At 61.2% G+C, this 26237-nt stretch carries 37 protein-coding genes, 1 tRNA gene and 1 pseudogene; 32 read left to right on the plus strand and 7 right to left on the minus strand.

Annotated features, from left to right (window positions below):
- The 5 genes from ACF8R4_RS12880 to ACF8R4_RS12900 form a co-directional block, all read left to right on the plus strand.
- A partial coding sequence (locus ACF8R4_RS12880; protein WP_392492597.1) for a hypothetical protein occupies positions 1–199 on the plus strand: 199 nt, incomplete at its 5' end.
- 587 nt (positions 200–786) lie between these two features.
- Positions 787–1230 (plus strand): hypothetical protein, encoded by a 444-nt coding sequence (locus ACF8R4_RS12885; protein WP_392492598.1) that lies wholly within the window; start codon positions 787–789, stop codon positions 1228–1230.
- A 21-nt stretch (positions 1231–1251) separates the two neighbouring features.
- On the plus strand, positions 1252–1668 hold the full coding sequence (locus ACF8R4_RS12890; protein ID WP_392492600.1) for a hypothetical protein: 417 nt from the start codon (positions 1252–1254) through the stop codon (positions 1666–1668).
- Positions 1665–1856, plus strand: a complete 192-nt coding sequence (locus tag ACF8R4_RS12895; RefSeq protein ID WP_282489500.1) for a hypothetical protein — start codon at positions 1665–1667, stop codon at positions 1854–1856. The genes ACF8R4_RS12890 and ACF8R4_RS12895 overlap by 4 nt, the downstream gene beginning before the upstream one ends.
- A complete protein-coding gene (locus tag ACF8R4_RS12900) occupies positions 1853–2068 on the plus strand; it encodes a hypothetical protein (protein WP_392492602.1) in 216 nt (71 codons plus the stop codon). The genes ACF8R4_RS12895 and ACF8R4_RS12900 overlap by 4 nt, the downstream gene beginning before the upstream one ends.
- 177 nt (positions 2069–2245) lie before the next feature.
- Here ACF8R4_RS12900 and ACF8R4_RS12905 read toward each other — a convergent pair whose 3' ends face one another.
- Positions 2246–2584 carry a hypothetical protein gene (locus ACF8R4_RS12905; protein ID WP_392492604.1) on the minus strand — a complete coding sequence of 113 codons (339 nt, stop codon included), beginning with the start codon at positions 2582–2584 and terminating at the stop codon, positions 2246–2248.
- 95 nt (positions 2585–2679) lie between these two features.
- Between ACF8R4_RS12905 and ACF8R4_RS12910 the strand changes: the two genes are divergently transcribed.
- From ACF8R4_RS12910 to ACF8R4_RS12930, 5 genes are all read left to right on the plus strand, one after another.
- Complete coding sequence (locus ACF8R4_RS12910; RefSeq protein ID WP_392492606.1) at positions 2680–3798, plus strand: hypothetical protein; 1119 nt, start codon at positions 2680–2682, stop codon at positions 3796–3798.
- Between the two features lie 10 nt (positions 3799–3808).
- The gene (locus ACF8R4_RS12915) at positions 3809–4570 is read left to right on the plus strand and encodes an ERF family protein (RefSeq protein ID WP_392492608.1); all 762 of its coding nucleotides are present in this window, start codon (positions 3809–3811) and stop codon (positions 4568–4570) included.
- On the plus strand, positions 4567–5334 hold the full coding sequence (locus ACF8R4_RS12920) for a lambda exonuclease family protein (protein WP_392492609.1): 768 nt from the start codon (positions 4567–4569) through the stop codon (positions 5332–5334). Before ACF8R4_RS12915 ends, ACF8R4_RS12920 begins: the two co-directional genes overlap by 4 nt.
- Positions 5331–5747 (plus strand): hypothetical protein, encoded by a 417-nt coding sequence (locus tag ACF8R4_RS12925; protein ID WP_392492611.1) that lies wholly within the window; start codon positions 5331–5333, stop codon positions 5745–5747. The genes ACF8R4_RS12920 and ACF8R4_RS12925 overlap by 4 nt, the downstream gene beginning before the upstream one ends.
- A gap of 345 nt (positions 5748–6092) precedes the next feature.
- On the plus strand, positions 6093–6611 hold the full coding sequence (locus ACF8R4_RS12930) for a hypothetical protein (protein WP_392492613.1): 519 nt from the start codon (positions 6093–6095) through the stop codon (positions 6609–6611).
- Here the strand turns inward: ACF8R4_RS12930 and ACF8R4_RS12935 are convergent.
- Positions 6593–6970 carry a hypothetical protein gene (locus ACF8R4_RS12935; RefSeq protein WP_392492615.1) on the minus strand — a complete coding sequence of 126 codons (378 nt, stop codon included), beginning with the start codon at positions 6968–6970 and terminating at the stop codon, positions 6593–6595. The genes ACF8R4_RS12930 and ACF8R4_RS12935 overlap by 19 nt on opposite strands.
- 105 nt (positions 6971–7075) lie before the next feature.
- On the opposite strand from ACF8R4_RS12935, the gene ACF8R4_RS12940 reads away from it, so the two are divergent.
- Complete coding sequence (locus ACF8R4_RS12940; RefSeq protein ID WP_392492616.1) at positions 7076–7795, plus strand: hypothetical protein; 720 nt, start codon at positions 7076–7078, stop codon at positions 7793–7795.
- Positions 7792–7920, plus strand: coding sequence for a hypothetical protein (locus tag ACF8R4_RS12945; protein WP_392492618.1), 129 nt, complete (start codon positions 7792–7794; stop codon positions 7918–7920). Before ACF8R4_RS12940 ends, ACF8R4_RS12945 begins: the two co-directional genes overlap by 4 nt.
- A gap of 3 nt (positions 7921–7923) precedes the next feature.
- On the opposite strand, the gene ACF8R4_RS12950 is transcribed toward ACF8R4_RS12945, so the two are convergent.
- Both ACF8R4_RS12950 and ACF8R4_RS12955 read right to left on the minus strand, forming a co-directional pair.
- Positions 7924–8823, minus strand: coding sequence for an FRG domain-containing protein (locus ACF8R4_RS12950; RefSeq protein WP_392492620.1), 900 nt, complete (start codon positions 8821–8823; stop codon positions 7924–7926).
- 103 nt (positions 8824–8926) lie between these two features.
- The gene (locus ACF8R4_RS12955) at positions 8927–9142 is read right to left on the minus strand and encodes a hypothetical protein (RefSeq protein WP_392492621.1); all 216 of its coding nucleotides are present in this window, start codon (positions 9140–9142) and stop codon (positions 8927–8929) included.
- Between the two features lie 82 nt (positions 9143–9224).
- On the opposite strand from ACF8R4_RS12955, the gene ACF8R4_RS12960 reads away from it, so the two are divergent.
- Positions 9225–11285, plus strand: coding sequence for a DNA cytosine methyltransferase (locus ACF8R4_RS12960; protein WP_392492623.1), 2061 nt, complete (start codon positions 9225–9227; stop codon positions 11283–11285).
- Between the two features lie 51 nt (positions 11286–11336).
- Here ACF8R4_RS12960 and ACF8R4_RS12965 read toward each other — a convergent pair.
- Positions 11337–11421, minus strand: a tRNA-Ile gene (locus ACF8R4_RS12965).
- A gap of 603 nt (positions 11422–12024) precedes the next feature.
- Here ACF8R4_RS12965 and ACF8R4_RS12970 point away from each other — a divergent pair.
- Entirely contained in the window at positions 12025–12528 is a 504-nt protein-coding gene (locus ACF8R4_RS12970) for a hypothetical protein (protein WP_392492624.1), read from the plus strand.
- Between the two features lie 45 nt (positions 12529–12573).
- Here the strand turns inward: ACF8R4_RS12970 and ACF8R4_RS12975 are convergent, their stop codons facing one another.
- Positions 12574–12873 carry a hypothetical protein gene (locus ACF8R4_RS12975; RefSeq protein WP_182363113.1) on the minus strand — a complete coding sequence of 100 codons (300 nt, stop codon included), beginning with the start codon at positions 12871–12873 and terminating at the stop codon, positions 12574–12576.
- A gap of 164 nt (positions 12874–13037) precedes the next feature.
- Between ACF8R4_RS12975 and ACF8R4_RS12980 the strand changes: the two genes are divergently transcribed.
- From ACF8R4_RS12980 to pbpG, 9 genes and pseudogenes are all read left to right on the plus strand, one after another.
- Positions 13038–13448, plus strand: coding sequence for a hypothetical protein (locus tag ACF8R4_RS12980; protein WP_392492626.1), 411 nt, complete (start codon positions 13038–13040; stop codon positions 13446–13448).
- The gene (locus ACF8R4_RS12985) at positions 13445–13696 is read left to right on the plus strand and encodes a hypothetical protein (protein WP_392492628.1); all 252 of its coding nucleotides are present in this window, start codon (positions 13445–13447) and stop codon (positions 13694–13696) included. Before ACF8R4_RS12980 ends, ACF8R4_RS12985 begins: the two co-directional genes overlap by 4 nt.
- A complete protein-coding gene (locus ACF8R4_RS12990; protein WP_392492630.1) occupies positions 13693–14001 on the plus strand; it encodes a hypothetical protein in 309 nt (102 codons plus the stop codon). The genes ACF8R4_RS12985 and ACF8R4_RS12990 overlap by 4 nt, the downstream gene beginning before the upstream one ends.
- Positions 13998–14396 carry a phage protein NinX family protein gene (locus tag ACF8R4_RS12995; RefSeq protein ID WP_392492632.1) on the plus strand — a complete coding sequence of 133 codons (399 nt, stop codon included), beginning with the start codon at positions 13998–14000 and terminating at the stop codon, positions 14394–14396. Before ACF8R4_RS12990 ends, ACF8R4_RS12995 begins: the two co-directional genes overlap by 4 nt.
- Before the next feature lie 43 nt (positions 14397–14439).
- Positions 14440–14901 carry a hypothetical protein gene (locus ACF8R4_RS13000; RefSeq protein ID WP_392492634.1) on the plus strand — a complete coding sequence of 154 codons (462 nt, stop codon included), beginning with the start codon at positions 14440–14442 and terminating at the stop codon, positions 14899–14901.
- Positions 14902–14957: 56 nt separating this feature from the next.
- Entirely contained in the window at positions 14958–15509 is a 552-nt protein-coding gene (locus ACF8R4_RS13005; protein ID WP_392492636.1) for a hypothetical protein, read from the plus strand.
- A gap of 222 nt (positions 15510–15731) precedes the next feature.
- Positions 15732–15896 (plus strand): annotated as a pseudogene (locus ACF8R4_RS13010) (Arm DNA-binding domain-containing protein); the annotation flags it as partial.
- A gap of 84 nt (positions 15897–15980) precedes the next feature.
- Positions 15981–16925: a tyrosine-type recombinase/integrase gene (locus tag ACF8R4_RS13015; RefSeq protein WP_392492675.1), complete on the plus strand. Its 945-nt coding sequence runs from the start codon at positions 15981–15983 to the stop codon at positions 16923–16925.
- A gap of 129 nt (positions 16926–17054) precedes the next feature.
- On the plus strand, positions 17055–17981 hold the full coding sequence (pbpG, locus tag ACF8R4_RS13020) for a D-alanyl-D-alanine endopeptidase (RefSeq protein WP_223624865.1): 927 nt from the start codon (positions 17055–17057) through the stop codon (positions 17979–17981).
- Positions 17982–18023: 42 nt separating this feature from the next.
- Here pbpG and ACF8R4_RS13025 read toward each other — a convergent pair whose 3' ends face one another.
- Entirely contained in the window at positions 18024–18458 is a 435-nt protein-coding gene (locus ACF8R4_RS13025; RefSeq protein WP_060501633.1) for a hypothetical protein, read from the minus strand.
- Between the two features lie 201 nt (positions 18459–18659).
- On the opposite strand from ACF8R4_RS13025, the gene ACF8R4_RS13030 reads away from it, so the two are divergent.
- The 9 genes from ACF8R4_RS13030 (at position 18660) to ACF8R4_RS13070 (ending at position 26207) form a co-directional block, all read left to right on the plus strand.
- Positions 18660–19994 (plus strand): lysine N(6)-hydroxylase/L-ornithine N(5)-oxygenase family protein, encoded by a 1335-nt coding sequence (locus ACF8R4_RS13030; protein WP_392492637.1) that lies wholly within the window; start codon positions 18660–18662, stop codon positions 19992–19994.
- A 177-nt stretch (positions 19995–20171) separates the two neighbouring features.
- Positions 20172–21365, plus strand: a complete 1194-nt coding sequence (locus ACF8R4_RS13035) for a PepSY domain-containing protein (RefSeq protein ID WP_060501637.1) — start codon at positions 20172–20174, stop codon at positions 21363–21365.
- Complete coding sequence (locus ACF8R4_RS13040) at positions 21362–21901, plus strand: hypothetical protein (RefSeq protein WP_060501639.1); 540 nt, start codon at positions 21362–21364, stop codon at positions 21899–21901. The genes ACF8R4_RS13035 and ACF8R4_RS13040 overlap by 4 nt, the downstream gene beginning before the upstream one ends.
- A complete protein-coding gene (locus tag ACF8R4_RS13045; RefSeq protein ID WP_060501641.1) occupies positions 21898–22218 on the plus strand; it encodes a hypothetical protein in 321 nt (106 codons plus the stop codon). The genes ACF8R4_RS13040 and ACF8R4_RS13045 overlap by 4 nt, the downstream gene beginning before the upstream one ends.
- On the plus strand, positions 22215–22784 hold the full coding sequence (locus ACF8R4_RS13050) for a DUF6162 family protein (protein ID WP_392492640.1): 570 nt from the start codon (positions 22215–22217) through the stop codon (positions 22782–22784). Before ACF8R4_RS13045 ends, ACF8R4_RS13050 begins: the two co-directional genes overlap by 4 nt.
- An 18-nt stretch (positions 22785–22802) precedes the next feature.
- Positions 22803–23705, plus strand: coding sequence for a metal ABC transporter substrate-binding protein (locus ACF8R4_RS13055; protein WP_060501645.1), 903 nt, complete (start codon positions 22803–22805; stop codon positions 23703–23705).
- Positions 23702–24451, plus strand: coding sequence for a metal ABC transporter ATP-binding protein (locus tag ACF8R4_RS13060; protein ID WP_104835085.1), 750 nt, complete (start codon positions 23702–23704; stop codon positions 24449–24451). The genes ACF8R4_RS13055 and ACF8R4_RS13060 overlap by 4 nt, the downstream gene beginning before the upstream one ends.
- A complete protein-coding gene (locus tag ACF8R4_RS13065; protein WP_060501650.1) occupies positions 24448–25347 on the plus strand; it encodes a metal ABC transporter permease in 900 nt (299 codons plus the stop codon). Before ACF8R4_RS13060 ends, ACF8R4_RS13065 begins: the two co-directional genes overlap by 4 nt.
- Positions 25344–26207 carry a metal ABC transporter substrate-binding protein gene (locus ACF8R4_RS13070; protein WP_392492643.1) on the plus strand — a complete coding sequence of 288 codons (864 nt, stop codon included), beginning with the start codon at positions 25344–25346 and terminating at the stop codon, positions 26205–26207. The genes ACF8R4_RS13065 and ACF8R4_RS13070 overlap by 4 nt, the downstream gene beginning before the upstream one ends.
- Positions 26208–26237 lie beyond the last annotated feature (30 nt).

The following is a 26237-nucleotide window of genomic DNA, read 5'->3' on the forward strand; positions in this document are numbered from 1 at the left end:
CTTCGCCGCCGGCCTGCAAGACGCCCAGGGCGATGAGGTCGGCAGCTACGAGGGATATGTGCCGGACTTCTTCCCGGGTAACCACTACGGCGACTACCTGATCCTGAACATCGACCTCGATACAGGTCAGATCAAGAACTGGAACAAGCCCACGGTGGCAGACGTCGAGAAGATGCTGAACCAGGGCGACGACGACTGAACAACCAACACCACGTCCGCCTGACGTTAACTGCCCAATGCCCTGCTCCCCATCGCAGGCTGCATCGGAGTGTGATCTGTGAGACGTGGCCGCTGAAACCCAAGCGCCGAGATGGATGCGCCGAAACGTGGATACGGGGCGCTCAACACCAGATCACACCCCGATGCATTCTCAAAGCAGCAAAAAAAATTGAATCAGCTAATTGCCTGCTCGGTCAGGAATTATGAACGCAGTAAATCTGACGAGGTAACAGCAATGACTATCCAGGCAGAGACACTCGCTCAACTGACCAAAGCTCTCCAAGAGCGCGGCATGAAACTCGTAACAGACGTTGCATTTACCAGAGCGCCATACCGGCAAAACCATCGCTGGATCTGCATCGTCGAGTAGCAATTCTATTTGCCGGCGGCTCGGGCTAAGACCCCACCGCCGGTACCACTCACTCAGCGTCAACTCCCGCAACACCTAGTTCAACACCTCTTCCCTTCACATCGACCGCATTGGCAGGCGCCAGGCCACCTTTCACGGTGGGTTTGGTCACCCGCGCCTGGCGCCTGCCAATGCGGTTGCCAATCGAGCAAACGAACATGAGCGAACTCGGATATTGCGAGGGCGATACCTGCGGCCGTGACGGCTGCGAGGGCGTCATCGAATCGCACAAGGTGGTGAATTGCAGCTGCCACATTTCACCACCTTGCGGCGCTTGCACGGCACCGCGCGGCTACTGCGAGGCCTGTGGCTGGGAAGAGTCGGAAGACCCTGCGCCAGAGCCAGAGCCGATCAGCCAGAGGGAAAAGGACTTCTGGAAAGCTCAGGCCGAAGAGTGGGAGCGACTCAGGAATGCCCCGCTGGATAACACAAAGGTCAGCTGGCGCTTCGTGCCCCACACCAACGCCTCAATGATCAAGGAAGGCGTCTATCCGGAGCACATGACCCGCGCAAAGGTTGAGCGCGAGGTTCGCGGAACCTTCGGCGGCCGCTTCGAGCAATTCGGCAACGGCCGCTTCAAGTACATCGCATACACCGACTGAACCCACCACCTGGAGGCGACCATGGGCGCACTTCGAGCAGCACAGTTTGAGTACGACAACCGCATGCCGCCGGCGGTGAGCGAAGCAGCCGACGCGGAATCCACCTGGATCGACGACGGAATCGCTGAGCTGATGGCGCGCCGCGATGTGGTGTTTCAGCGCCGAATGCGCCCGAAGCAGGGTGTCACCTACGAACGCTTCGCCCAGGCGGTGGATGAGTTCGTGATGGGCCAGCTTGGCTTGTCGGGGATCAGCAACTCGGTACTGGGCCGCCTGGTCCTAGCGGCGCGCTGCAAGGTCACCAGCGACGCAAAGGCAGCGGCTGACGAGATCATGAGCGTGGCCAACCCCGAGGCAGCGCTGGAAGAGATCGCCCGCCAGCTGCTCACGCCATTTGCGAAGGAAGGAGTTCTGGCCCTGACCGAGGAGGCGAAATGAGCCCACACGTCTTGCTCGACAACGAACTGGATGCCCTCGCCGATCCATCTACGCCGGTGAGCTGGTCCGCGATGATCCAGAAGCAGCTCACCGAAATGATGGGCGACCAGCGCATCACCATCGAAGAGTTCAACCACTACTGCGGGCGCCTCAACAAGATCGTTGATGGGCGCAAGGAGGTTGCATGACTACTCCGATTTTCCCGCCGATCATCGACGACCAGGTTGCCGAGGCTGCCCAGGCACTTCCAGATGACCGCATCCTACTGGTGTTCAAGGGCCTGACCATGGCAGACGCCATGAATCAAGCGCGCCTCGCTCACATCGAGAACCCGGCAGCCTGGTCGGGCCGGGCCTACCTCTGCGGAATGTGCACCCTCGCCTATGAGGTCCGCACGTGAGCCGCCAGCAGGCCAGACGCTGGGCTTTCTGGCGCGGCTCATTCTCCATGCTCTTCGCCTGCACCTTCTTCATGCTCGCCAGCGCACTGGCCGGCAACATCACTTCCTGATTCACGTAGCCGAGCACGGCGCCCCTTCGGGATAACCGTACCCTGAGTGGAGCGCAGGCCGGGAGAACTAATCCTGGCTCGGCTGCTGTACAGGCTTCTCCGTTTTTTTCAAGACTGCAGCTTGCTTCTTTGCATCTGCTGCTCTCTTTGCAACATCTCGAGATAGGTCAAGGATGGTATTCGAGGCGCTTTGATAGGAGTAGAAAAAACCCTTTCCTTGCGGCTCGTAAATGGTGCTTCCGCGAGCAGTATCTGCTTTGTAAATTTCTTTAATGCCTAAGACTGTCGCCAAATTCACCATTATTTCTTCGAGAGTTGCGCGCTGATCCAGACCGGTATTTTTTATTGTCCCATCATAAAAACCGCAGTCTGGCTTTGGCGCTCGAACAATCTTTGTCTTTGCCATTCCTTGACCTCACAAATTTATTTACTCAGTGAGTATCTCACACCCCCATGTTGATCTACACAGCGCCCACCACACGGATGGCACGGGAGATTCGTATGTCCGCAGAACAGAAACTGATCGCGATCGAAGAGATCAGCGAGGAGAACGCCCCGGCCATCTACGTGGCCGGCGGCCTGAAGCAATTCATCGACCTGGTGAAGGCCGAGGTCGAAGGCGAAGTGCCCGACCTGACCACCCGCAAGGGCCGCGAACGCATCGCCAGCCTGGCCGCTAAGGTCAGCAAGTCGAAGACCGCCGTCGAGAAGCCGGGCCGCGACTACCTGCGCCGGCTCAAGGAAATGCCGAAGGTGGTCGAGGCAGAGCTTCGTGAGTTCGTGACCAAGATGGACACGCTGCGGGATGAAACGCGCAGACCGCTCACCGAGTGGGAAACCGTCGAAGATGCCCGCATCGATCGCCACAACGACCGCCTGAACTGGCTAAAGACACTTGCCGACGACCTGGGCGAACTGAACTCCCTGCAACTCAAGGGCTTGATTGCTGAAGCTGAAGGCATGCAACTCGGCGCCCACTGGGAGGAATTCGAGGCCGAGGCAGCGAACACCAAGGACAAGGTCCTGATCACCTTGCGGGCTGCCCTGCTGAAGCGCGAGCAGTTCGAGGCTGAGCAGGCCGAGCTCGCCCGCCTGCGCCGCGAGGTAGAAGAGCGCGCCGAGCAAGACCGCATTCGGGCAGCACAGGAGGCCGCCGTCGGGGCGGAGCGCCAGCGCGTGGCACAGCAGCAACAAGTCGAGCGCGAAGCTGCAGCCCACCGCGAGCAGGAGCTGCTCGATCAGGCCGCTGCGCAAGAACGCGAAGCCGAGAACCAGCGCCTGCAGCTCAAGTTGCAGGCTGAACAAGCCGAGCGCGCCCGTATTCAGGCCGAGGCCGACCGCGTTGCCGCCGAGCAGCGGATGGAACAGGAGCGTCAGGCTGCAGCGTTAGAGCGCGATATTGAGCTTGCCCGCGAGGACGAGCGCCGCCGGGCTGATGCAGCCGCTGCCGAGATCGTTCGCCAGCAGCAGGCCCGTGAGCGCGATCAGGCGCACAAGATCAAGATCATGGGCGAGGCCAAAGAGGCCCTGATGTCGATGAACATCACCGAGGAGCTGGCCAAGGCCATCGTGCTCAAGATCGCCCGCCGCGAAGTCCCGAACATCACCATCAACTTCTGAGGTAGCCGCCATGAGCAGCACCATCATTGTGCCGGAGCAGCGCCGCCAGGCAGTGGCGGCAGCCGGCCCGGTCGATAACAGCATCATGGCAGTGATCAGCCGAGCCGCTGCCGACCCGACTTGCGACATCGAGAAGATGGAGCGCCTTCTGGCCATGCACGAACGAATGCAGGCCAAGACCGCCGAAGCGGCATTCAACGCCGGCATGGCTCAAATGCAGTGCGAGATCCCGACAGTGTTCGAAGCCGCGGTGAACCTGCACACGGGCAACGCCTACGCCACGCTGGACGACATCACCCGGGTGGTGAAGCCGATCATGCAGCGGCACGGGTTCGCGATCACCTTCAAGGTGGAGAACCAGGACAAGTCGATCAGCGTCACCGGCATCCTGATGCACCGCGACGGACACCGCGAGCAGACAACCATGACCCTGCCGGCCGACATCGGAAAAGGCCGGAACGATGTTCAAGCGGTTGGCTCCTCCACCACTTACGGCAAGCGCTACGTGATGTGCGCCTTGCTTAACATCACCACCGGCGACGTCAGGGACGATGATGCGCAATCGTCGGATGGCTCCGATACGGCAGAAATGCGAGCCCAGGCGCTGAACGACATCCTTGCCCAGGTCGAAGCTGCCGCCACGCCAGACGAGCTCAAGGATGTGTGGCAGGCATCCGTAAAGGTCATGCAGGCCAGCGGCGACAAAGCCGGATACGACGCGGTGAAGATCGCCGTGACCAAGCGGAAGACAGTACTGGAGGCCAACCCATGATCATCGTCAATTGCACCCAGGGCTCACCCGAGTGGCTGCAGGCCCGCGCCGGCGTTATCACCGCCAGCATGTTCAGCACTGCCCGCTCCAAAGTGAACGGGCTCACCGCCCAGCAGAAGACCTACGTCGAGGCAATTCTTGCGGGCCACAGCGGATCCAAAGCACGCGACGTGGCCGGCTACAAGGCTGCACCTAAAGCAGAGGTGGTCCAGAAGGCGCTGGACGGGGAAAAGGTCGGCGAACCGTCGAATGCCGCCCTCACCTACGCCTTTGAGCTGGCCGTCGAGCGAATAGGAGGCGCCCCGCTCGATGGTGGATTCGAAACCTGGCAAATGCGGCGCGGCCATGAATTGGAGCCTGAGGCTCGCATGGAGCACGAGATCCAGACAGGACTGATCGTTACTCAGGTCGGCCTGGTCAAGACAGACGACGGCGCGTTCGGAGCCAGCGCAGACGGCTTCATCGGCGATGACGGCGGCAGCGAGTACAAGTGCTTCCTGGCCCCGGACAAGCTCCGTGCGTTCCACATCGACAACGATGCCAGCGACGTCATTGATCAGGTGCAAGGCTGCATGTGGATCACTGGCAGGAAGTGGTGGCACATCGGGATGTACTGCCCCCTCCTGAAGCCTGTGGGCCGCCAGCTCTGGTGGCGCGAGTTCAAGCGCGATGACGACTACATCGAACAGCTTGAGCAGGACTTGTGGGAGTTCAAGCTGTTGGTTGACGGCTACGAGAAGCAGCTGAGGAGCCACGCAGCATGAACCCATCAATCGACTTGGAGGCCGCCAAAGCGGCCTTCTTCTCGTCTGGCGGCCGGATCATTGTGCTGGAGGGGTTCCAGTACGTGCGCTTCCGCCCGCGCCATCACCCTGAGCCGAAGCCGAAGCGGGCCAAGCCAGTCAAGCAGGGTCGCGGCGGCGAGCGTAAAAGCCGCGCCAAGGCACGCACAGCTCAGGTAGAAGAGCTCGCCAAGACCATGACCTGTGGCGAGGTCGCAAAGCTCTTGGGCGAAACCAAGACCGCTCTCTGGGGTGTAGCGGCGCGGGGAGGATTCAGGTTCTTCAGCCCGCCGAAGCCGGCCAGACCGGAGAAGGTAAAGGCCGAACCGAGCCAGGAGGATCGCGACCTCGGCGACAAGATCATTGCCCTGCGTGATGCCGGCAAGTCCAGGTGAGGCGCGACTTTGGAGTTGGGCATCGGTAACTGCAAGTTCGCGCGCATCCTTGCCGAGTTCGACATTGACTTCCCGCTCCAGCGGAATCGGGGTTAGGCCATGATAGCCACGATCTCCCAGCCCGTGCCCGCCGTGAAGTACGCGGCGGCCATGGCCAGGTCCACTGGTCAGCCTTGGGGCGTATACCGAGGAAACAAGCGTCTACTGGTGGTTATGCCGTCTGGCTCGACGAAGAAAACGCCCATTGAGGTGTGCCACCCATGAGACGCATCCAGAAACTCACGCAGCAGCGTCGCCGCCAGCTGCACATACACATCCCGCCCAGCGGAATCATGGAGGTGCCGTATGGCGATGTCACCCAAGGAACGCGACGAGAAACGCCGCGCCAAAGCCTCACGGTTGCAGGAAGAAGACCTGCGCTTGAAGGTTCGACCAGGGACTAAAGAGGCCCTGCTGGAGCTGATGGAGTGGGCCGGGATCGAGGAACAGGGCGAGGCGATGACGCTGATGATTCATCACGTCGAGGCGCTCGGCCATCACGCGCTGTTCAGGATCGCGCACCACGAAATCGAATCTCACCGATCTGTGGTGCGGTCCGAGCCGCTTAGGCTTTCAGCCAGGAAGCGAACCGGCCAGCACCTACGCGCGATCTGCGGCTGGGCTGAAGCCACCTACAGCCAGATGATCGAGGCGCTGATCCACGGCATCCGCGCACTCGGCAGGCTGCACGCGGCGAAGTTCCTCACCCCGCCGCGGCACGAGATCAGCATATCGCCCCGCCTGGCACTGGCCTTCGACCGGAAGAGCATGCTGATGATTCAGCAGGATCCAGGTGATGAGCTGATTCAGCCTTCTTTCGGGTAAGGAACCCACAAGGTGCAGGCTGAAGCGGATTGCGCAATGAGCCAATCATGCTTGCGGGAATCGAATGGTCTTTGCATCCCCTCGGCCACTTTCAGTGCAACCGTGTAGGCCCCAACTACTTCACCCTCGTAGGGCATTGTGCCTCCGAGAGCAGGGTTCGCCTTAAACGCTTTGAAGGCTTCCAGCAAGAGGTCAGGGTGCTTGCTGGCATCAGCATTCATTTCAACCACAGAAACTGCGAGAAAGGCCGCGTTTGAGCACCGATCAATCTTTTCCCGCTGCGCCTTGTTGCTTTCAGCCGCGCTCACTGAAGTGATAAATGACAGTGCGATCCATAAAGCGGCTATTGCGTAGCGCATTTAACAGTCCTCGAATGAAATCGAGGCGAATGAAACACCATCCCAACCCAAATTGCCACCATGCCGCATCCGGCCACGGAGGGCGGCGCATGCATGGAGAAAGCCATGAAAGACCAAGAACGCTCCGAACTCGCCGCCCGCGTCGCTGAAGACTTGGCCCAGCACCAATACACTCAGCTGGTGAATGAGAACGGCGTCGAGGTTTGGCGCTGCCAGCAGCCTGGCACCAGGGTCTACCACTTCGATATCTGCGTCACCGCCTACGGCATGTCGATGTTCGGCGATATCGACGGGCTGCTATGGCATGTCGGCGCCGACTACGGCATCAACTTCCTGCGCCACCAAAGCGACGGGTATCTGCACGAAAAACTGGAGAGCACCTGCAAGCGCGAGGTCATCGACTTCGACAGCATTCGCGATACGGTTTGCAGCTGCATCGTTGGCCGCATTGACGAGGAGTTTGACGCCGATCAGATCCCTGAGGGGATCAGCGGTATCCCGGACCAAGGGGCAACGCTCGATCAGGCAGAGCTGCTGGTCGGATGGTTGCGCGACCAGGAAGAAGCCGGTGATCTCCGACTACCGTTCAGCGACCTGGCCGAGGTCATCGAGGAGGTTGAGACCTTCGCCGAAGGCCGGGATACCGAACTGGTGCTTGCCTACGATTTCCTCCAGAGCAATGAGTCGCTGATCGGCGGCAGCGACCTCTGGGAGACGAAGATCAGCAAGCCATGCCCGAACCTGATGGCGCGTCTGTTCTACGTCCGCCACGCCGCTAACGCGATCATGGCCATCAAGGAGAAGCAGCAGGCGGAGGCAGCATGACCCAGTTCTACCTTCAGGACAGTCGCAGCCATGTCGGCGACGGCCTCATGTTCTGGGCCTTGGGCGGCGGCTACACCACCAACCTGGACAAGGCCGAACTGTTCACCCAGGGCATGCAAACATGATGATTACTGATAGCGACTGTTAAATCCGGAAAAATTCGTGAATACAAGATCGCGACACAGCCCTTCCAGATCTCCGTATACCGACTTAGCACCTATATTGAGCGAGATCAACTGAGTATGAATTTCTGCTATCGCACTCCTTTTAATATTAATCTTATACGCTCGCTCAGCCGGAAAAACATCCAAAGGACTAACGCCAACAGTGAATACCCCACTCTGATGTTTTATCCGATCATTGGTGACATCTGGGATAATGAAGCAGTAGCCACCTCTCTCTGCCGCTTCGACCTTGTCAAATACAGAAGCTGGAAGATCCTCTGTTTTTAGCCAGTCAGCGGAAAAGGCGCCATGTGAGCTAGGTATCATGTACACCGCGGCATCGTTTTCTGGCAGCCCAACATACCCATCTCGAATTGGCAACTCACGATTTAGCTCTTGTCGTTCGGGTATTGTTAGGTCCGCAATTTTCGTCTTCTTGTATCTTACTCCATCAAGAGCAAAAAACAGGGCAACCATGGGAGAAAGACTCCAATCTAAGAGTCTTGTGGGGAGCCCGAAATGTTGTGCCAAAATCAACACATCCCATGGATTTTTCGATGCGGCACTATGGTATGCGTGTCTCTCAGAATCAAATATTCGGTAGGCCTTCTCGGCCCTACTCAATGTCTCTCTATTTCCGGCCGCACTACTTCTGGCTAAGCCGGAGGAGATACCCCAACCACTATCTGACTGCCCTCGATAAACAGCCCCAGTTACTGAGTTTGTTTTATTATTAATTCTTAGAATCTCATCAAGATACTGAGACAAAGTTTCCACACTTACTTCTTCGATATACACCTGAGCTTTTCCTTGTTCTGCCTGCGTATAAAGCACCTTTATTGGTGGCAAGGCAATATTACTCACTCACACGAATCACGCCACCCCGGCGAGGGCGGCGCCTGCACGCAGGGCGTCGCGCAGATAGATGTGTTTCACGACACCAAGCCAGCAGCGTGAGAACTGGGGCTCACCCTTTTTTGGTTTTCTTCCAGGTCAAACTTCCACCACCCTCATGATCATAGGTTTCAACGATCAGGTAATGAGCGATCGTCTTTCCATTCTCATCGATCTCGTAGTAGTTCCAGGTTTCGACGCCGGCGGTGATTTCCATGACACCGTCGCCGGACCTGAATTCATGCTGGTCTGGTATTCGTAAAAACTTCTTCAGTTCCTTCGTGTTCACGTTTGCTCCGATGCGGCCCCATGCCGCTTGTCGACTAAATACCCCACATAAACGAATCACGCCACCCCTGCGAGGACCGCCCATGTCTGCGTTTCAGAAAAAGAACCCCCTCGACTTCAAAACCCAGTACGGCCTTGGCTTCGATCCGCAAGACGATGAGATCGTTGTCGACTTCTTCTGCGGTGGCGGCGGCGCCGGTACCGGGCTGGAAATGGGCCTGGGCCGGCCGGTGACCGTGGCCAAGAACCACAGCCCGGCGGCCATCAGCATGCACACCGCCAACCACCCAGCGGCGCGTCACTTCACCACAGACGTTTTCGAGGGCGACCCGGACGAGGAATGCCAGGGCCGTGCCGTGGGCTGGTTCCACATGAGCCCAGACTGCACCCACCACAGCCAGGCCGCCGGCGGCCAGCCGCGCAAGCGCGAGATCCGGAACCTGTCGTGGATCGGCTTGAAGTGGGCGGGCAAGAAGAAGCCTCGGGTCATTAGCCTGGAGAACGTGAAGCAGATTTTGCAGTGGGGCCCGCTGATCGCCAAGCGCGACAAGGCCACCGGCCGGGTAATGAAGCTCGACGGCACCGTGGCCACCGCTGGCGAGCGCGTGCCAGTGCAGCAGCAGTTCCTGGTGCCCGACCAGAAACGCCGCGGCATAACCTGGCGCCGGTTCGTGCAGCTGCTCGAAGGCATTGGCTACCAGGTGGAATGGCGGATCATCAAGGCCTGCGACTTTGGCGCACCAACCAGCCGTGAGCGCCTGTTCATGATCGCCCGCTGCGATGGCCAGCCAATCGTGTGGCCTCAGCCAACCCACGCCAAGAACCCCGCCAAGGGCCAGCAGAAGTGGCGCACCGCCGCGGACTGCATCGACTGGAGCGTGTCGAGCAAGAGCATCTTCGGGCGCAAGAAGGCGCTGGCCGACGCCACCCTGCGTCGAGTGGCCAAGGGCATGAAGAAGTTCGTGCTGGACAGCCCCCAGCCCTTCATCGTGCCGATCGCGAACTGGTCGGGCGAGTTGGCCCAGTCTGCCGACGAGCCGCTGCGCACCGTTACCTCCTGGCCGCGGGGCGGTTCGTTCGCAATGGCCAGCCCGACCCTGGTGCAGACCGGATACGGAGAGCGCCAGGGGCAGCAGCCCCGCGTGCCCGGCCTCGATCAGCCGCTGGGCACTGTAGTCGCCGGCGGAGTGAAGCATGCGCTTTCAAGTGCGGTCATCCTCCCAGCCACCCACCAGGGTGCCGACCGCGTGAACGACCCAGGCGAACCGATGCCGACGGTCACCGCAGCCAACCGCGGCGAGTTGATGATGGCCAGCCCGGTAATGGTCGGGGCCGGCGGCCCGGTGTATGCCGGCAAGCCTGTACCAGCTGACCAGCCCATGGGCACCCTGATGACCCAAAGCCACCGTGCCCTGGCATCGGCGCACCTGGTCAAGTTCAGATTCAACAGCGAGGGTGCGGCCATTACCGACCCGGTGCCGACCATCACTAGCGGCGGAAACTACAAGCGCCCGGCCGGCGCAGCTCATGCAATGGGGGTGTGCACTGCTTTCATCGAACAGGCCAATGGCGGTTTCAACACCACGCCAGCAAAAGGCGCAGACGAGCCGATGACCACTATCACCAACACTGGCAGCCAACAGCGCCTGGTTACGGCCAGCCTGGCCACACTGCGCCGCAACTGCGTGGGTCGAGCCGTTGATGAGCCGGTACCGACCATGACCGCCGGCGCCGAGCATCACGCCCTGGTTGAGTACAAACTGTCGCCAGCGCAAGAGGAAGGCGCCCTGCGCGTCGCCGCGTTCCTGATCAGCTACTACGGCACGGAGAACATCAGCGCAGCAGACGCGCCAGCGCCAACTGTGACCACCAAGGACCGCCTGGGCCTGGTCACCGTCTTCGTGAAGGGCACCCCCTACGTCATCGTCGACATCTGCCTGCGCATGCTGCAGCCGCACGAGCTGTATCGCGCCCAGGGCTTCCCGGCCAGCTACATCATCGACAAGGGCGCCGACGGCAAGCCGTTCACAAAAACCGAGCAGGTACACATGTGCGGAAACAGCGTCAGTCCACCTCCAATGGCTGCATTGGCTAGAGCGAATGATCCGTGGAAGATCACCGCGAAGCAGCCCATCGCCGCATAAATCTGTGGCCCTTAAACCAGAAAACCCCCTCCATTGCTGGAGGGGGCTTTGCGGAGAGGACGGGATTCGAACCCTTGGGCCAGTTGCCTGACCACCGACTTATCAGGTCGGCGCAATAGACCGCTCTGCCACCTCTGGAAAGCTGTTGCTTTCCACAGAAGGCTGAACGGGGGCCAATCTAACAGCCCCTTAGAAAAGTATCAATAGGCCATCAGTGCCGAGGTATCCCCATGCCCACAGAAAACCGATCTACCGACGCCGACGGCTGGATAGCCTGCGACGACGGCCTGCACCTGATCCAGATGGACAAGAACCTCAGTCATTACGGCTGGGTTTTCAGGAAAGTTGATGGAGGCCTGCCCTACTCCGTTCGTGAAGCCACACCCCACGAAATGGCACATGCCCAAGCTCGCCAACACCTACGGATTGGGGTCGCGCAGATCGCTGGACAGGCGCCAGCCCCGCAGGCCCACGCCGAGCCAGCCAGCTACCCGCCGTGCGATTACTGCGGGACAGTGCCCAGCTACCACCCTTGGCATGGCAGCGGGATGCTGATTGGCGTTGAGAACCGGCATATCCATGCTTGCGACGGATGCCGTGGGCAGTTGCCTTCGCACCCAGCCCCGCAGCCCCACCCCGAGCCAATAGCCTGGAGGTTGGTACTGCCTTCTGGTGGACCAAAGAAGAGGCAGAGAGGGATGCGGCAGAGACTGGGCTGCCAATTGTTGGCCTCGGGCCGATGATCGGCGTCGCACATCCCGAGCAGCGCAAGAGCGAGCCGGCGTCGCCCGCGTTCGTTATGCCATCGAGCGAAAACAGCTACGGCTTCGGCTATGTCGACGGAACCTGCATCCAGAGTCTTCGCGGCTACCGGGACCATCTAGAAAATATCGTTGACTCGATCCCCGAGGGCCCGCTCTACACCCACGCCGACCCTAACGTGCGCTGGAAGGCCGTAGCCGATGAGCAGGTGAAGGTTATTGACAGCCTGCGCTCGCAGCTTCGCGAGCAGGATGCGCTGCTGGATGAGGTTTATCAACTCGACATAGGAACGCCACTCAAGCGCAAGATGCGTGTTCAGCGGGCCGCCCTATCCGCCAGCGCAGAGCCGAGCCCTATGCCCGACCCGCTCGGTTGCAACGAGTGCGCACACACCGATTGCGGCAAGTTCGACGGCCCGCGCCAAGTGGAATGTCGTGCAATGGCTGACAACGCCTGCGCACGCCCCGGCGCCAGTTCATAGTACCGGGTACAAATGTACTCCACCCAGATGTAACCCCTCTCCCCTCTACTTCGAGCAGGCGAACTGGTCGAACTGAGGGATGGTATCGGTGGCGACTCGACGGGCCCGGCCCACACCCCAGGCCAAAGCCCTGGTCATCGACTCACCGGGACGCGAATCGAAAGCCTCTTCGTGAAGCGCCATGCCGGACGAAGCGTACACCCCGATGAACATCTGCGTAGTGCCTGTCCGCGACAGTCGCACCTGGACATCGATGTACGTTCCATCGCTCAGTGTCTCGTCATGAGTGCGGTGGTGAAGCGTCGGGTCAGCCCAGGCCCAGAAAACATCACCGCGTATTCTCATGAAGCTCTCCTACGACTTTAGTTGTAGTTAGGTGTTGTATTGCCACCATAGCGAACACTCAGTTTTACGCAAATCCGCCGAGCCGATCTGAAAGCTGAATCGGACAATCGGCAATCACCTCTCCCCTCTATTCACTGCCGCGATATGGCGGCCAAGGAATCCCCGTGTCCGAAAAAATTGACTTGGACCTCGACGCCATCGAGGCAGCAGCCAAGGCTGCAACGCCGCAAGACTTCGTCAGCGCCCAAGTCGGCGGGGCCGAAGAAGGCTGGATGGAATGCCCTGGGTGCGGCGGTGAAGGCTCCGTCGAGCTGACGGCCGACTACCTGAACTACGACGGGGTGGCCTTGGGCGTGCAGTTCTACGGGATCGGTGAGCCACACGTGCATGCTGAGGCTCACTACCGGGAAGCCCGGCCCGCCGTCGTGGTCGCGATGGTCGAAGAGATCCGCAACTTGCGCCGAGCCCTGGGCGGCATGCTGTTCGCCTTCGACGACGGCGTAGGCGAGGACTGGTCGCAGAGCGTGCTCGACTTCGCCCGTCAGGTCACCCCAGCAGTCGAGTTCAAGCCATGACCCGCCTCGCCCTATGCCTCCTGCTGCTGGCCACCGGCGCCAGCGCAGCCGAGAACGTCATCGACGTGCAGCACGACAGCCAGCGCGGCGTCACCTGCTACCTGCTGAATGGGGTCGGCATCAGCTGCATCCCCGACAGCCAACTGCAGGCCGACAACGAGCGCCAGCTCTCCCCGCACGAAACCCAACCCGAACCTACACCCGCTCTGGCGCCTGGGCGCTGGATTGATGAGAGGTATCAGCTGTGAGCAAGTATCGTAAAGGTCAGCTTTACACCCGTCGCATGCGCCCGTCCGACGACAGCGACAGTTGGCGCCTGGCAATGCGCCTGGCGTTCTACACAACGATGCTGCGCAGTGGCGATTACAAGAGTGCATACGTGCTCTGCCGCCACGGTGTGAAAGGGATAATGGAAGTAGGTCGGAGCCGTAAAGACCTGACCTCAACCCTGTTCATGTCCGGTTGCCGCACCTTCAAGGATATCCAGCGCAAGAGCAAGTTCGGCAACATCGAGCGCGCCAAATCGGCCAAGGCCAAGCAGGTGGCGCCATGACCGACCTGATTGAAGTGAGGGTATCGAACCTAATCGGTGCGCCGCTGGACTGGGCGGTGGCCATGGCCGAAGGCTACAAGCAAGACCCCGAAAACCACCTGACGATTATCAGTCCCCGGGGCGTATTCACCAGCGTGAGCATTCGCGGAGCATCCGAAGGCTTCGGGTTTCGACCATCCACTAACTGGGACCAAGGCGGCCCGCTGATCGACAAGCACAACGGCGGGCTGCACTACGAGGCCCACCTGGCCGATGCGAACTTCCGCTACAGCTCTGGGCCAGGCAGGACCGGTTTCTGGTGCTATGGCCCAACTGCGCTCATTGCCTTCTGCCGAGGCCTGGTCAAAGCCAAGCTCGGCGATACCGTCCAGGTGCCGAAGGAGCTGATGCCATGATCGCCCTCGCTTACATGGCCTACCTGATCTACAGGGGGCCGCGATGAGTGACGCGCCTATCGAGCCGCAAGAGTGGTCGTTCGGCGTCAAGGTTGTCCAGATCGAAGACATCAGGGTCGCACGAGGCCTCACGCGCCGACCGAGATCCTCGTGCCGACACAGGAAGATGGTGTACGACGAGAAGGAGCGGCGCGTCTGGTGCAGCGATTGCGAGACCGAGGTAGAGGCATTCGATGCGTTCATCTACCTGGTCGAGCATTACGGCGCAGCGGTAAGCAAGCTCAACCGTCGAGCCGAAGAACTGGCCCAGGCTGAGAAATTCCAGCTCCGCAGTCGCGCTGCAAAGGCGATGGACGACGCATGGCGAAGCACGACCATGGCGCCTCTCTGCCCTCACTGCAACAACGCTCTCATGCCAGAGGACGTGGTTGGCGGACTTGCCAGCATGTCCAAAAAGTTCGTCCGGGCCGAGCGCAAGCGCAAAGCCGACCTAAAGAAGAAGTAACCCCTCCCCCTACTACTCAAGCCCGCCGGCATGCGCGGGCATGGAGAGCTATTGCCATGATCATCGACGATGTGATGACCGACAAAATCACGCTCCACGGCCTGGGCTTCGTCCAGGTGCAACTGCGGGGCGAGCAGCGCCTGCACGTGTGGCATCCAGAGCTACCCCGGCGCAGCTGCTTCGAGCATTCGTCCATCCACGATCACCGTTTCAGCTTCGTCTCGCGAGTGCTCACCGGCGAACAGATCAACCACCGCTATGAGCCTCTGCGCCATGCCGAAGGCGAGTTTGTGATGTACCTGCATGAAGGCAAGCGCCAGCAGGGCGGCGGCCGACCTTGGACGCCAGATGGCCGTGCCGACATGGTTCACCAAGGAACCGACCTGATTTACGCGGGCGGCGAGTACCGGACAGGCGCGTATGACTATCACCGCACCGAGCCAGGCGGCGACGGCCGAGTCGCCACCATCATGCAGAAACGTGACGAATACCCCCGCGGCGCCAACTCCACCTGCCGATACGGCGTTCAGCCTGACACCGACTTCGACCGCTACCAATGGCCCGCCGCTCGACTATGGGAAGTCGTGCGCGACGTGCTGCTGGCCTGACCACCAACCTGCCGCCACCGGCGGCGTGGAGACAATCATGCAAGACGAAGAGCGCCAGCCGGTGACCTATGTGTCCGACAAGGTCCCTGAGGAAAAAATGGCCGAGCTGGTCGGTACGACCAAGCGGGCCCTGGAAGGCAAGCGAAGCCGCGGCGTGATCCCCGAGGGGGTCTGGAAGAAGATCGACGGCCGTATTTTTTACAGCATCAGGAGATACGAAGCGTGGCTGGAAGGAAGCTGGGGCTACCCACTGGAGTCGAATTCATCGGCAAATCAATCCGGATCCGTTTTACTTGCAACGGTGAACGTAGGACCGAAACTCTCGCATACCCCCAGACCGCCAAGGGGATCAAAGCGGCAGCCGATCTACGCGCTCAAGTAATCAGCCTGGCCAAGCACGGAGTTCTGGACGAAAAGCGGTACGCCGAACTGTTCCCGACTTCGAGCTACAACGCTCCAACCAATGAGCTCATGTTTGGCGAGTATGCGCAAAGCTGGTTGAACAGCCTAGAGGTGGTGCACGACACCCGGGTCAACTACAAGGGCTTGATGAACAACTACTGGATGCCACATCTGGCGACACTGCCGATCAAGGCGGTCACGCCGATGGTTCTGAGGGAGGTGGTCGCAAAGACCAAGTGGAAAAGTTCGACAGTCAAGCGCGCCGCGATTGCCCGGGTTAAGGCAATGTTTCGTGCGGCGGTCTACGACGAAGTAGTGGACAGGAACCCAGCGGCATCAATCCAGTTGCCGCAGAAAAACAGAAAGCAGATTGACCCCTTCACTGTTGAAGAGGCTGACGCGCTGATCCAGTGGATGTACGCGAACTTCTCCCGAAGCAACCAGGTGTTCGCGGCTTTCTACGAGTTCGCGCTGTTTACCGGCATGCGTACCGGGGAAATCATGGCGCTGCGCTGGGATGAGATCGACTTTGAGAAAAAGACGGCCCACGTCTGTCGGATCGTGGTCGAGAATCAGGTAGTTGATCGCACCAAGACCAAGTACACCCGAACCGTGATGCTTAACAGCCGAGCCCTTGGCGCCCTGGCCAGAGCGCAAGAGGTGGCGCATTACCGGTCCAAGCAAACGCGTCGGGTATCTACCGAATCGCCATTCATCGTTCAGCCTGCGGGGAAGTCACTCCACATGATGAGGCCTGAAACGCCTGCGCACCACTTCAACGAGGCGATCAAGGCCCTGAAAATTCCTGCCCGACCGCAGTACAACTGCAGGCATACCTATGCCACGATGTGCCTTATGTCGGGCATGAACCCTGCCTTCATCGCTGGCCAGCTGGGGCACTCCGTCCAGGTGCTGCTCACGACCTACGCGAAGTGGTTGAATTCAGCCAACGACTGGGCAGAACTGGCGAAGCTGGAAACGAATGTAATTGGTACAGAATTGGTACAGCATTAAATATCGTTCACCTTGCGCCCTTTAGTCATAAGGCATTCGACAGCGTTTGGGCCATACTCCACAATGCAGCGGTTTAGGGGGAAAACCCTTGCACAGCCAACGACATACCAACTTTTAGTGAGCCTCAACGTGAAAACATCCCTGTCTATCCTCAGCCTGCTGCTGTTGCTCACAGGAACCGCGACCCTTCCGTCGACCGCTGCTGCACAACCCCCGGCCCAGGTTCAACGCGACCCGTCCAAGCTGCACCTGGCTTCAGGCAGCGCCTTGTTGATCGACCTGAACACCAACCAGGAGCTGTACGCCAGCCATGCCGACCGCGTGGTGCCGATTGCCTCGGTGACCAAACTGATGACAGCGATGGTGGTGCTGGATGCCAAACTGCCCATGGATGAGATGCTCACCATGACCATTGCCAACAACCCGGAAATGAAAGGCGTGTATTCGCGCGTGCGCCTGGGCAGCCAGCTTGACCGCCGCGAAACGCTGCTGATTACCCTGATGTCGTCGGAAAACCGTGCTGCCAACTCCCTGGCCAACGCCTACCCAGGTGGCTACCCGGCGTTCATCAAGGCGATGAATGCCAAGGCTCGCAGCCTGGGCATGGCACATACCCGGTATGTCGAGCCGACCGGCCTGTCGACACAGAACGTATCCACCGCCCGTGACCTGGCCAAGCTGCTGATGGCCTCGCGCAAGTACCCGATGCTGAGCGAGCTGTCGACCACACGCGAAAAAACCGTGGCCTTCCGCAAGCCCAACTACACACTGGGCTTCCGTAACACCGACCACCTGGTGAACAAGAACAACTGGGACATCAAACTGACCAAGACCGGCTTCACCAACGAAGCCGGGCACTGCCTGGTGCTGCTGACCCGCATGGACAACCGCCCGGTGGCCATGGTCATCCTGGATGCGTTCGGCAAGTACACCCACTTCGCCGATGCCAGCCGCATGCGTCAGTGGCTGGAAACCGGTGCCGCCAAACCAGCGCCGGCAGTGGCCATGCAGTACAAGGCAGACCGGCAGAACAAGGGACGCCTGGTTTCCGAGTAAACCCAAACGGTCTCGCTGGGGCCTTTGCAGGCCCCAGTCGTATCATGCCTGCGTATTGACCATCCCCCCTGCACTGCTGCCACCTGACGTCTGCAGCGCTTCGAGCAACTGCGCAGTTGCCTGCAGGATTTCCCCATTGATGGTCGCGATGCTCGCCTGCTTGGCACTCACAGCTGCCATCTTGGCGGTTTCTTCCATCTTCTGCGCCATCAACTGGGCCAGTTGTTTCTGTTCGTCGGCCAATTGCTTCTGCAGCTTCTTGATCATCTCGCGCAATTGCTTGATGTGCGCAGGCTCCGAGCTTTCACTGCTGCCCTGGGCCCCTTGGGCCTGGCCGCCACCGTTCGCCCTGGAGGCGTCGGTCTGAGCGACTGTTCCACCCTCTTCAGCCTTTTGCGCGTCCTGGCTCTCGGCGCTCTGGGTCGTGCTCAACGCCTGTGCCGTGGTGCTGATGCTGACTGCTGCAATTCCTGTCATGTCTGTCTCCCTGCGTTGCAAAATGGGTCCTTGCAGTGTTTTGCCTATCGGCCGCAGCACGCAGGTCTTTAGCCCGTGTAGCAGTGGGGCGGCCGCCCGCCAGTAAATTCCCCATCGTTTGGCTCGTTCCACCCAATGTACACACGCAAGCGCCGGCCCCTCCCGGCGGCGTCCACATTCGACCATTATGGAACCGCAGCCATGAGCCAGTCTGCAAACCCGGAAACTATCAAGGACCTGATCGGCGTGGGCTTCGGCCCTTCCAACCTGGCCCTGGCCATCGCCCTGGAAGAACTCGCCGAGTCCCAGGGCCATGCCCTCGATGCGCAGTTCATAGACAAGCAACAAGACTACCGCTGGCACGGCGAAACCCTGGCCACCCAGAGTGAGTTGCAGATCTCGTTCCTGAAAGACCTGGTGTCGCTGCGCAACCCCACCAGCCCCTACAGTTTCGTCAACTACCTGCACCAGAAGCAGCGCCTGGCCGACTTCATCAACCTCGGCACCTTCTACCCCTGCCGCCTGGAGTACAACGACTACCTGCGCTGGGCCGCCGAACACTTCGCCACCCAAGCCGTGTATGGCCAGGAAGTGCTGCGTATCGAACCGGAACTGCAGGATGGCCGGGTAGAACACCTGCGTGTGATCGCACGCGATGCACAGGGCCGCGAATACAGCCGCCGCACCCGCTCGGTGGTAGTCGGCAGCGGCGGAACGCCGAAAATCCCGGAAAAGTTCGGCGCCTTCAAGGACGACCCACGGGTGTTCCACCACTCCCAATACCTGAGCAGCCTGAACAAGCTGCCGTGCACCGACGGCAAACCGATGCGCATCGCTGTGATCGGTTCGGGCCAGAGCGCCGCCGAGGCGTTTATCGACCTGAACGACAGCTACCCGAGCGTCAAGGTCGACATGGTACTGCGCGGTTCGGCCCTCAAACCGGCCGACGACAGCCCGTTCGTCAACGAGATTTTCTCGCCGGACTACACCGACCTGGTCTACAACGAACCCGCCGACCAGCGCAGCAAGCTGCTGGGCGAGTACCACAACACCAACTATTCAGTGGTCGACCTCAACCTGATCGAACGCATCTACGGCATCCTCTACCGGCAGAAAGTCGCCCACCAGCACCGCCACAACGTGCTGTGCCGGCGCCAGGTGGAAGCCGTGGTGGCCACGCGCGAAGGCCTGGAGCTGACCCTGCGCGACCTCGCTACCGGCCAGCAGCAAACCCACCGCTACGATGCCGTTATCCTTGCCACCGGCTACGAGCGCCGCTCGCACCGTGACCTGCTGGCACCGTTGGCCGGTTACCTGGACGACTTCAGCGTCGACCGCAACTACCGCGTGCTGGCCAGCCCCGACCTGCAGGCCTCGGTGTACTTGCAGGGCTTCTGCGAAAACAGCCACGGCCTGAGTGACACCCTGCTCTCCGTACTGCCGGCCCGTGCCGCAGAAATCGGCCGCGCCCTGTATCAGGACCTGGCGCAATTGCACGGCAAAGCGCAACCCGCTGCGGCCCTGACCCACGCCTGACCCCTGTGCTACGCACCCTCAAGGCCGGCCTGTCGCCTCGCGCGCAGGCCGGCTTTGTGCCCTCTGAAACATTTACTTGCATTTAAAACGGCAGGTTTTCAATTCTCATTCGTCCTTATCAGTACAGCCCTCTTTGGTTGGGCACACGCTCGACCACCCATTGCAGAAGACCGTCTGATGGCCAAATCACCGAAAAAATCCAAATCCAGGCTGTGGTTCCTGGTCCACAGCTGGCTCGCCTTGCCGATCTGGTTCTTTGTGCTGATCGTGTGCTTCACCGGCATGCTCGCCGTGGTCAGCCAGGAAATCGTCTGGCTGGCTAACCCGGATGTACGCGCGAGCAAGCCCGACGGTGATGCCGAGCGCCTGAGCTTCCAGCAGGTACTGGACGCCATGCGCAAAGCCGAGCCAGACATGTTCGTGGAGTCGCTCAGACAGCCCGACGGCTCGCACTTTGCCCTGCTGGCCGATGTCACGTACCCCGACGGCACCAGCCCGACGCTGTACGTCAACCCCTACACCGGCGTCATCCAGGGCAAGTCCCCTGACTTCAACTTCGAAGCCTTTACCCGTGCCCTGCACGGCTGGTGGCTGGTGCCTTTCACCAATGGCTTCAGCTGGGGCTGGTACCTGGTTTCGCTTCTCGGCCTGCCCATGCTGGCCTCTCTGGTCACCGGGCTGGTGGTGTACAAGAAGTTCTGGAAAGGCTTCTTCAAACCGGTGCGCACCGGGCACGGCTCACGTATTTTCTGGGGCGACCTGCATCGCCTGGCGGGGGTGTGGTCAATCTGGTTCATCGCGGTCATTTCCATCACCGGCACCTGGTTCCTGATCCAGGCGCTGCTTTCGGACAACCACATCACCATTTCCAGCCGGCCTATCGTGCCGGTGATCGCCCGTGAAGATGTGCCGCAAACGCCGGATGGCACCCCTGCCCCGCGCATTGACCTCGATGAGGCGGCACGTATTGCCGGCCTGGCGATTCCAGGCCTGGACATCACCTTCATTTCGTTGCCGGCGACCGCCTACAGCCACGTTTCCATGGGCGGGCGCGGCTGGTATCCGCTGATGTTCCAAAGCGCTGCGGTCAACCCTTACACACGCAACGTCGACAGCCAATTCCTGCTCAGCGACCGCTCCACGCTGGAGTTCGTCACCGAGTCCATGCGCCCCTTGCACACCGGTGACTTTGGCGGATTGCCCATCAAGCTGATCTGGTTCTTCTTCGGCCTGATACTCACCTTGATGGTGCTCAGCGGCTTGCTGATCTGGACCAAGCGTACCGCCCAGGCCACCGCAGCCGCCCTCAAGCGCAGTGACCGTGCGCCCCGTGCCGCACGCAGCCAGACCACACTGGAGACCCAACCATGAGCCACGCCCAGGCCGTTCCCGCCAGCCCGCTGAAGCAGTGGTGGCTGAAGTGGCGCTTTCATCTGAACATCCTGCTGATCCTCGTCCCGCTGGGCTTCATGCCCAAGTATTTCAGCGACGCCAAGCTGTTTCGTGGCGACGCAGGCTTGGGGGCGAACGTGATCAGTGGCATCCAGGCCGGCCCTTACACGCTGGACTTGGCTGAACTGCGTGACGAAGCACCACGCGAAGACGGGCCCGCCGGCCACTTCAAGTCCTTCAGCGCGTCCTTGTGCAAAGCCTGCATGAAAGACGTCAAGGCTGTTTACCTGCGCATCGGCAAACCGCGCAGCCTGCGCGCTGCCGGCACCCTCTTCTTTGGCGCCCCCTACCGCATGGGCACCAACCTGCCTATCCCGCCGCGTACCAAACCCGACGCACAGATCTGGATCACCCTGGAAGGTTGGGACGGCAGCATGCACCAGGCATCCGTCCCCCTGGCCCAGGCATCGCCTGCCACCGTGGCCTGGCTCGAGAAACAAGGAGGCAAGAAATGAAACACCTGATGCGCACCCTCGCCCTGCCCTTGCTGGTACTGGCCGCTGGCCCTGCTCTGGCACACAACCCGATGTGCGAATGCGAAGAACTGGCCAGCGGCCAGGTCACATGCACCGGTGGCTTCTCGGACGGCAGCGGTGCCGCCGGGGTGACCCTGGACGTGATCGGCTATGACGAGCAAGTACTGGTCGGCGGCAAGCTGGGCGACGACTCCACGCTCACCTTCAAGCGCCCGGACGGCGAATTCTACGTGCTGTTCGACGCCGGCCCCGGGCACGTGGTGGAAGTCGACTACGCCGATATCGCCCAGCCATGAGCCGCGCTCAAGTGATTCGCCCGGCCGGCGCCGGGCACGAAACCCTGTACGTGCTGCTGGCCAACCTGCTGATCGTGGTGCTCGCCGCCAGTGTGGTGCTGTTGCGTGGCGAACGCGTGGATGAGCAGGCCATCGCCAGCCACCAGATTGACGCCCGCCGCGACCTCACCGCTGCCGAGCAAGGCCTGTACACCGACCTGCGGGTGGCCTTCGACGAGATCCAGCTGCTGCGTGAGGAAAACGCCGCCGTGCCGAGCGTGCAGGCACTGGCCGAAGAAGGCCTGCCGCCATTCGTGGTGGATGCCGGCAGCCAGGGCCGTGGCAGTCATCAGTGGTCGTGGCTGGAATCCGGCGCTTACCTGGGCCGCAGTCAGGCCCCTGAAGTTGCCGGCAGCCTGCTGCTGATCCTGCCGGCGAACAGCACCGGCCAGGCCGATGTCTGGTTGCGCCGCGACAGCGCTGCCGTCATCCCGGACGATCTCGGCCAGGCGGCCTTGATCGCTGCAGGTTGGCAGCAAGTGGTCAGCCACTACGACGCCGGGGTTACCCGCGAACACCGTCACTGAACCCAAGGACTCCCACCCATGTTCCGCTCCGCCCTCGCCCTGCTCCTGGCCTTTGCCCTGCCGGCACTGGCCCTGGCCGATAACGGCAAGCCCCTGCGTATTGGCATCACCCTGCACCCCTACTACAGCTATGTGACCAACATCGTCGGCGACAAGGCCGAAGTGGTGCCGCTGATTCCGGCGGGCTTCAACCCGCACGCCTACGAGCCACGGGCCGAGGACATCAAGCGCATCGGCACGCTGGACGTGGTGGTGCTCAACGGTGTCGGCCATGACGACTTTGCCGACCGCATGATTGCCGCCAGCGAAAAACCCGGCATCGCAACTATCGAGGCCAACCAGAACGTACCGTTGCTGGCAGCCACGGGCATTGCAGCGCGCGGCGCCGGCAAGGTGGTCAACCCGCACACCTTCCTGTCCATCAGCACCACCATCGCCCAGGTCAACAACATCGCCCGCGAACTGGGCAAGCTCGACCCGGACAACGCCAAGTTGTATACGCAAAACGCCCGCGCCTATGCCAAACGCCTGCGCGCCCTGCGTGCCGAGGCGCTGGCCAAGGTAACCGAAGCGCCCAGCGCCACCTTCCGGGTTGCCACCATCCATGCCGCCTACGACTACCTGGTGCGCGACTTCGGCCTGGAGGTGACCGCCGTGGTCGAACCGGCCCACGGCATCGAGCCCAGCCCGGCCCAGCTGAAAAAGACCATCGACCAGCTCAAAGCCCTGGATGTGAAGGTGATCTTCTCGGAAATGGACTTCCCGTCCGCCTATGTCGAAACCATCCAACGTGAATCCGGCGTACGCCTGTACCCGCTGACGCACATTTCCTACGGTGAATACACCAAAGATAAGTACGAAGTGGAGATGAAGCGCAACCTCGACACCGTGGTGCGCGCCATCCAGGAGAATCGCGCATGACCGTCGCCGCCAACCTGGTGAAGGCCTGTGGGCCACGCATCGAGTTCGCCGACGTCGACCTCACCCTGGGCCGTACACGCATCCTTGAACACGTCAGCTTCGGCGTTGCTGCCGGGAGCGTGCATGCCATCGTCGGCCCCAACGGCGGCGGCAAGAGTTCACTGATCAAGACCCTGCTCGGGCAAATGCCACACCAGGGCCAACTGACCCTGCATTGGCCGGGTGAGCGCGAGGTGATCGGTTATGTGCCACAAGCGCTGGAGTTCGACCGCGGCCTGCCAATGACCGTAGATGACTTCATGGCTGCCATGTGCCAGCGGCGCCCGGCGTTTCTCGGCTTGTCGCGCCGCGTGCAGCCGGCCATCGATGCGGCCTTGGCGCGGGTCGGCATGCTCGACAAGCGCAAACGGCGCATGGGCGCCTTGTCTGGCGGCGAACGCCAGCGTGTGCTGTTGGCCCAAGGCCTGATCCCCGAGCCGCAATTGCTGGTACTGGACGAGCCCATGTCTGCCCTCGATGAAGCCGGTATCCAGGTGTTCGAGCAGTTACTGCAGGGCTGGCGCCAGGCCGGCACCACAGTGCTGTGGATAGAACACGACCTGGAGGCCGTGCTGCGCCTGGCCGACCGGGTCACTGGCCTGAGCCGCCAGGTGTTGTTCGATGCCCCGCCGGCCCAGGCCCTCACACCAGAGCGCCTGCTTGGCCTGTTCTCTGTTCACCCGCGTAGCGAGAGCCTTGCCTCATGAGTTTTGAAGCCTTTCGCCAACTGGTCCAGGACTGGGCCACGGCTGGTTACTTGCCTGAGGCTCTGGCCTACGGCTTCGTGGTCAATGCCTTGCTGGCTGGCCTGATGATTGGCCCGGTACTGGGCGGCCTGGGCACCCTGGTGGTGGTCAAGCGCTTTGCGTTCTTTTCCGAAGCCGTGGGCCATGCTGCACTGACCGGGGTAGCCATCGGCATCCTGCTTGGTGAGCCCTACACCGGTCCTTATGGCAGCCTGTTCGGCTACTGCCTGCTGTTCGGCATCCTGCTCAACTTCCTGCGCAACCGCACCGGTCTATCACCCGACACGCTGATCGGCGTGTTCCTGTCGGTGTCGCTGGCGCTGGGCGCCAGCCTGCTGCTGATGCTGGCCGGCAAGATCAACGTGCACATCCTCGAAAACGTGCTGTTCGGCTCGGTGCTGACCGTCAGCGGCCAGGACCTGGTGGTGCTGGGTATCGTCGCAGTACTGGTGCTGGCTCTGGCCGTGCCGCTGTACAACCGCATCATGCTGGCCAGTTTCAACCCGCAACTGGCGGCCGTGCGCGGGGTGCCGGTGAAAACCCTGGATTACCTGTTCGTGGTGCTGGTGACCCTGGTGACCGTGGCCGCAGTGAAGGTGATCGGGGCCATTCTGGTCGGTGCATTGCTGGTCATCCCCGCTGCGGCTGCACGCCTGGTCAGCCAGTCGCTCAAGGGGTTTTTCTTCGTCTCGGTACTGATCGCCACCTTGAGCACGCTGCTCGGCATCCTGCTGCCGATCGTCTTCGACCTGCCCGTACCGTCGGGCGCCGCGATCATCCTGGTCGCCGGCATCTGCTTTGCCCTGGCCGCCCTGGCCCGCGCCCTCGTCCCACGCCTGCAAGGAAACCCGGCATGAACCTGAAACGCCTGACCCTGGCGCTGGCCTTGTCCGGCCTGCCGTCGCTGTCTTTTGCCACGCAAGTGCTGACCACCCTGCCCATCACCCACAGCCTGGCCAGCGCCCTGCTTGACGGCACGGCGGTGCAACTCAAACGGGCGGCACCGGCCAACCTGCCGGCCAGCCGCCAGCCGTCGTATTTCAGCTCGCGCGGTGGCCCCAGCCTGGAGAAAGCCGCAAAGCAGGCCGACGCGGTGATCGGTGTACGCTCGATCTGGCGTGACGACCCGCTGTACCCGATGGCCCGACGCAGCAACATCCGCATCGTCGAAATCGATGCCGCACGCCCGGTGGATGGCGCGCTGCCCGGCATTGCGGTCACAGGTGATGATGCCTACGGCACCTACCCCTGGCTCAACCCGACCAACCTCGGGCGCATGGCCGATGTGGTAGCCAATGACCTGGAACGGCTGGCACCGGACGACAAGGCGAAGATCCAGGGCAACCTAGCAGGGCTCAAGCGCCAGTTGCTTGAGCTATCGGCCAGCAGCCAGACGCGCCTGGCCAAGGTCGACAACCTGACGGTGGTGAGCTTGTCCGAGCGGTTGGGTTACCTGGCCAGCGGCTTGAACCTGGATGTGGTGGAGCAAGCGCTGCCGACCGAATGGGGCGCTGCCGCGCTCCAGGCGCTGGGAGAGAACCTGAAAGCGCAGGATGTGGCACTGGTGCTGGACCATCGGCAACCGGACGCGGCGGTGGCCGAGGTGATCAAGGCTGCCGGGGCGAAGCTGGTGGTGGTGCAGAGTGACCCTGAGGATGCGTTTGCCGGTTTGAAGGCCAGTGTCGACCAGGTGGTTGGGGCACTGGGCGAGAGCTGATCTCGCCTGTACCGGCCTCTTCGCGGGCAA

Origin of the sequence: Pseudomonas sp. FYR_2, assembly GCF_043106425.1 — a bacterium.
Lineage (GTDB): Bacteria > Pseudomonadota > Gammaproteobacteria > Pseudomonadales > Pseudomonadaceae > Aquipseudomonas > Aquipseudomonas monteilii.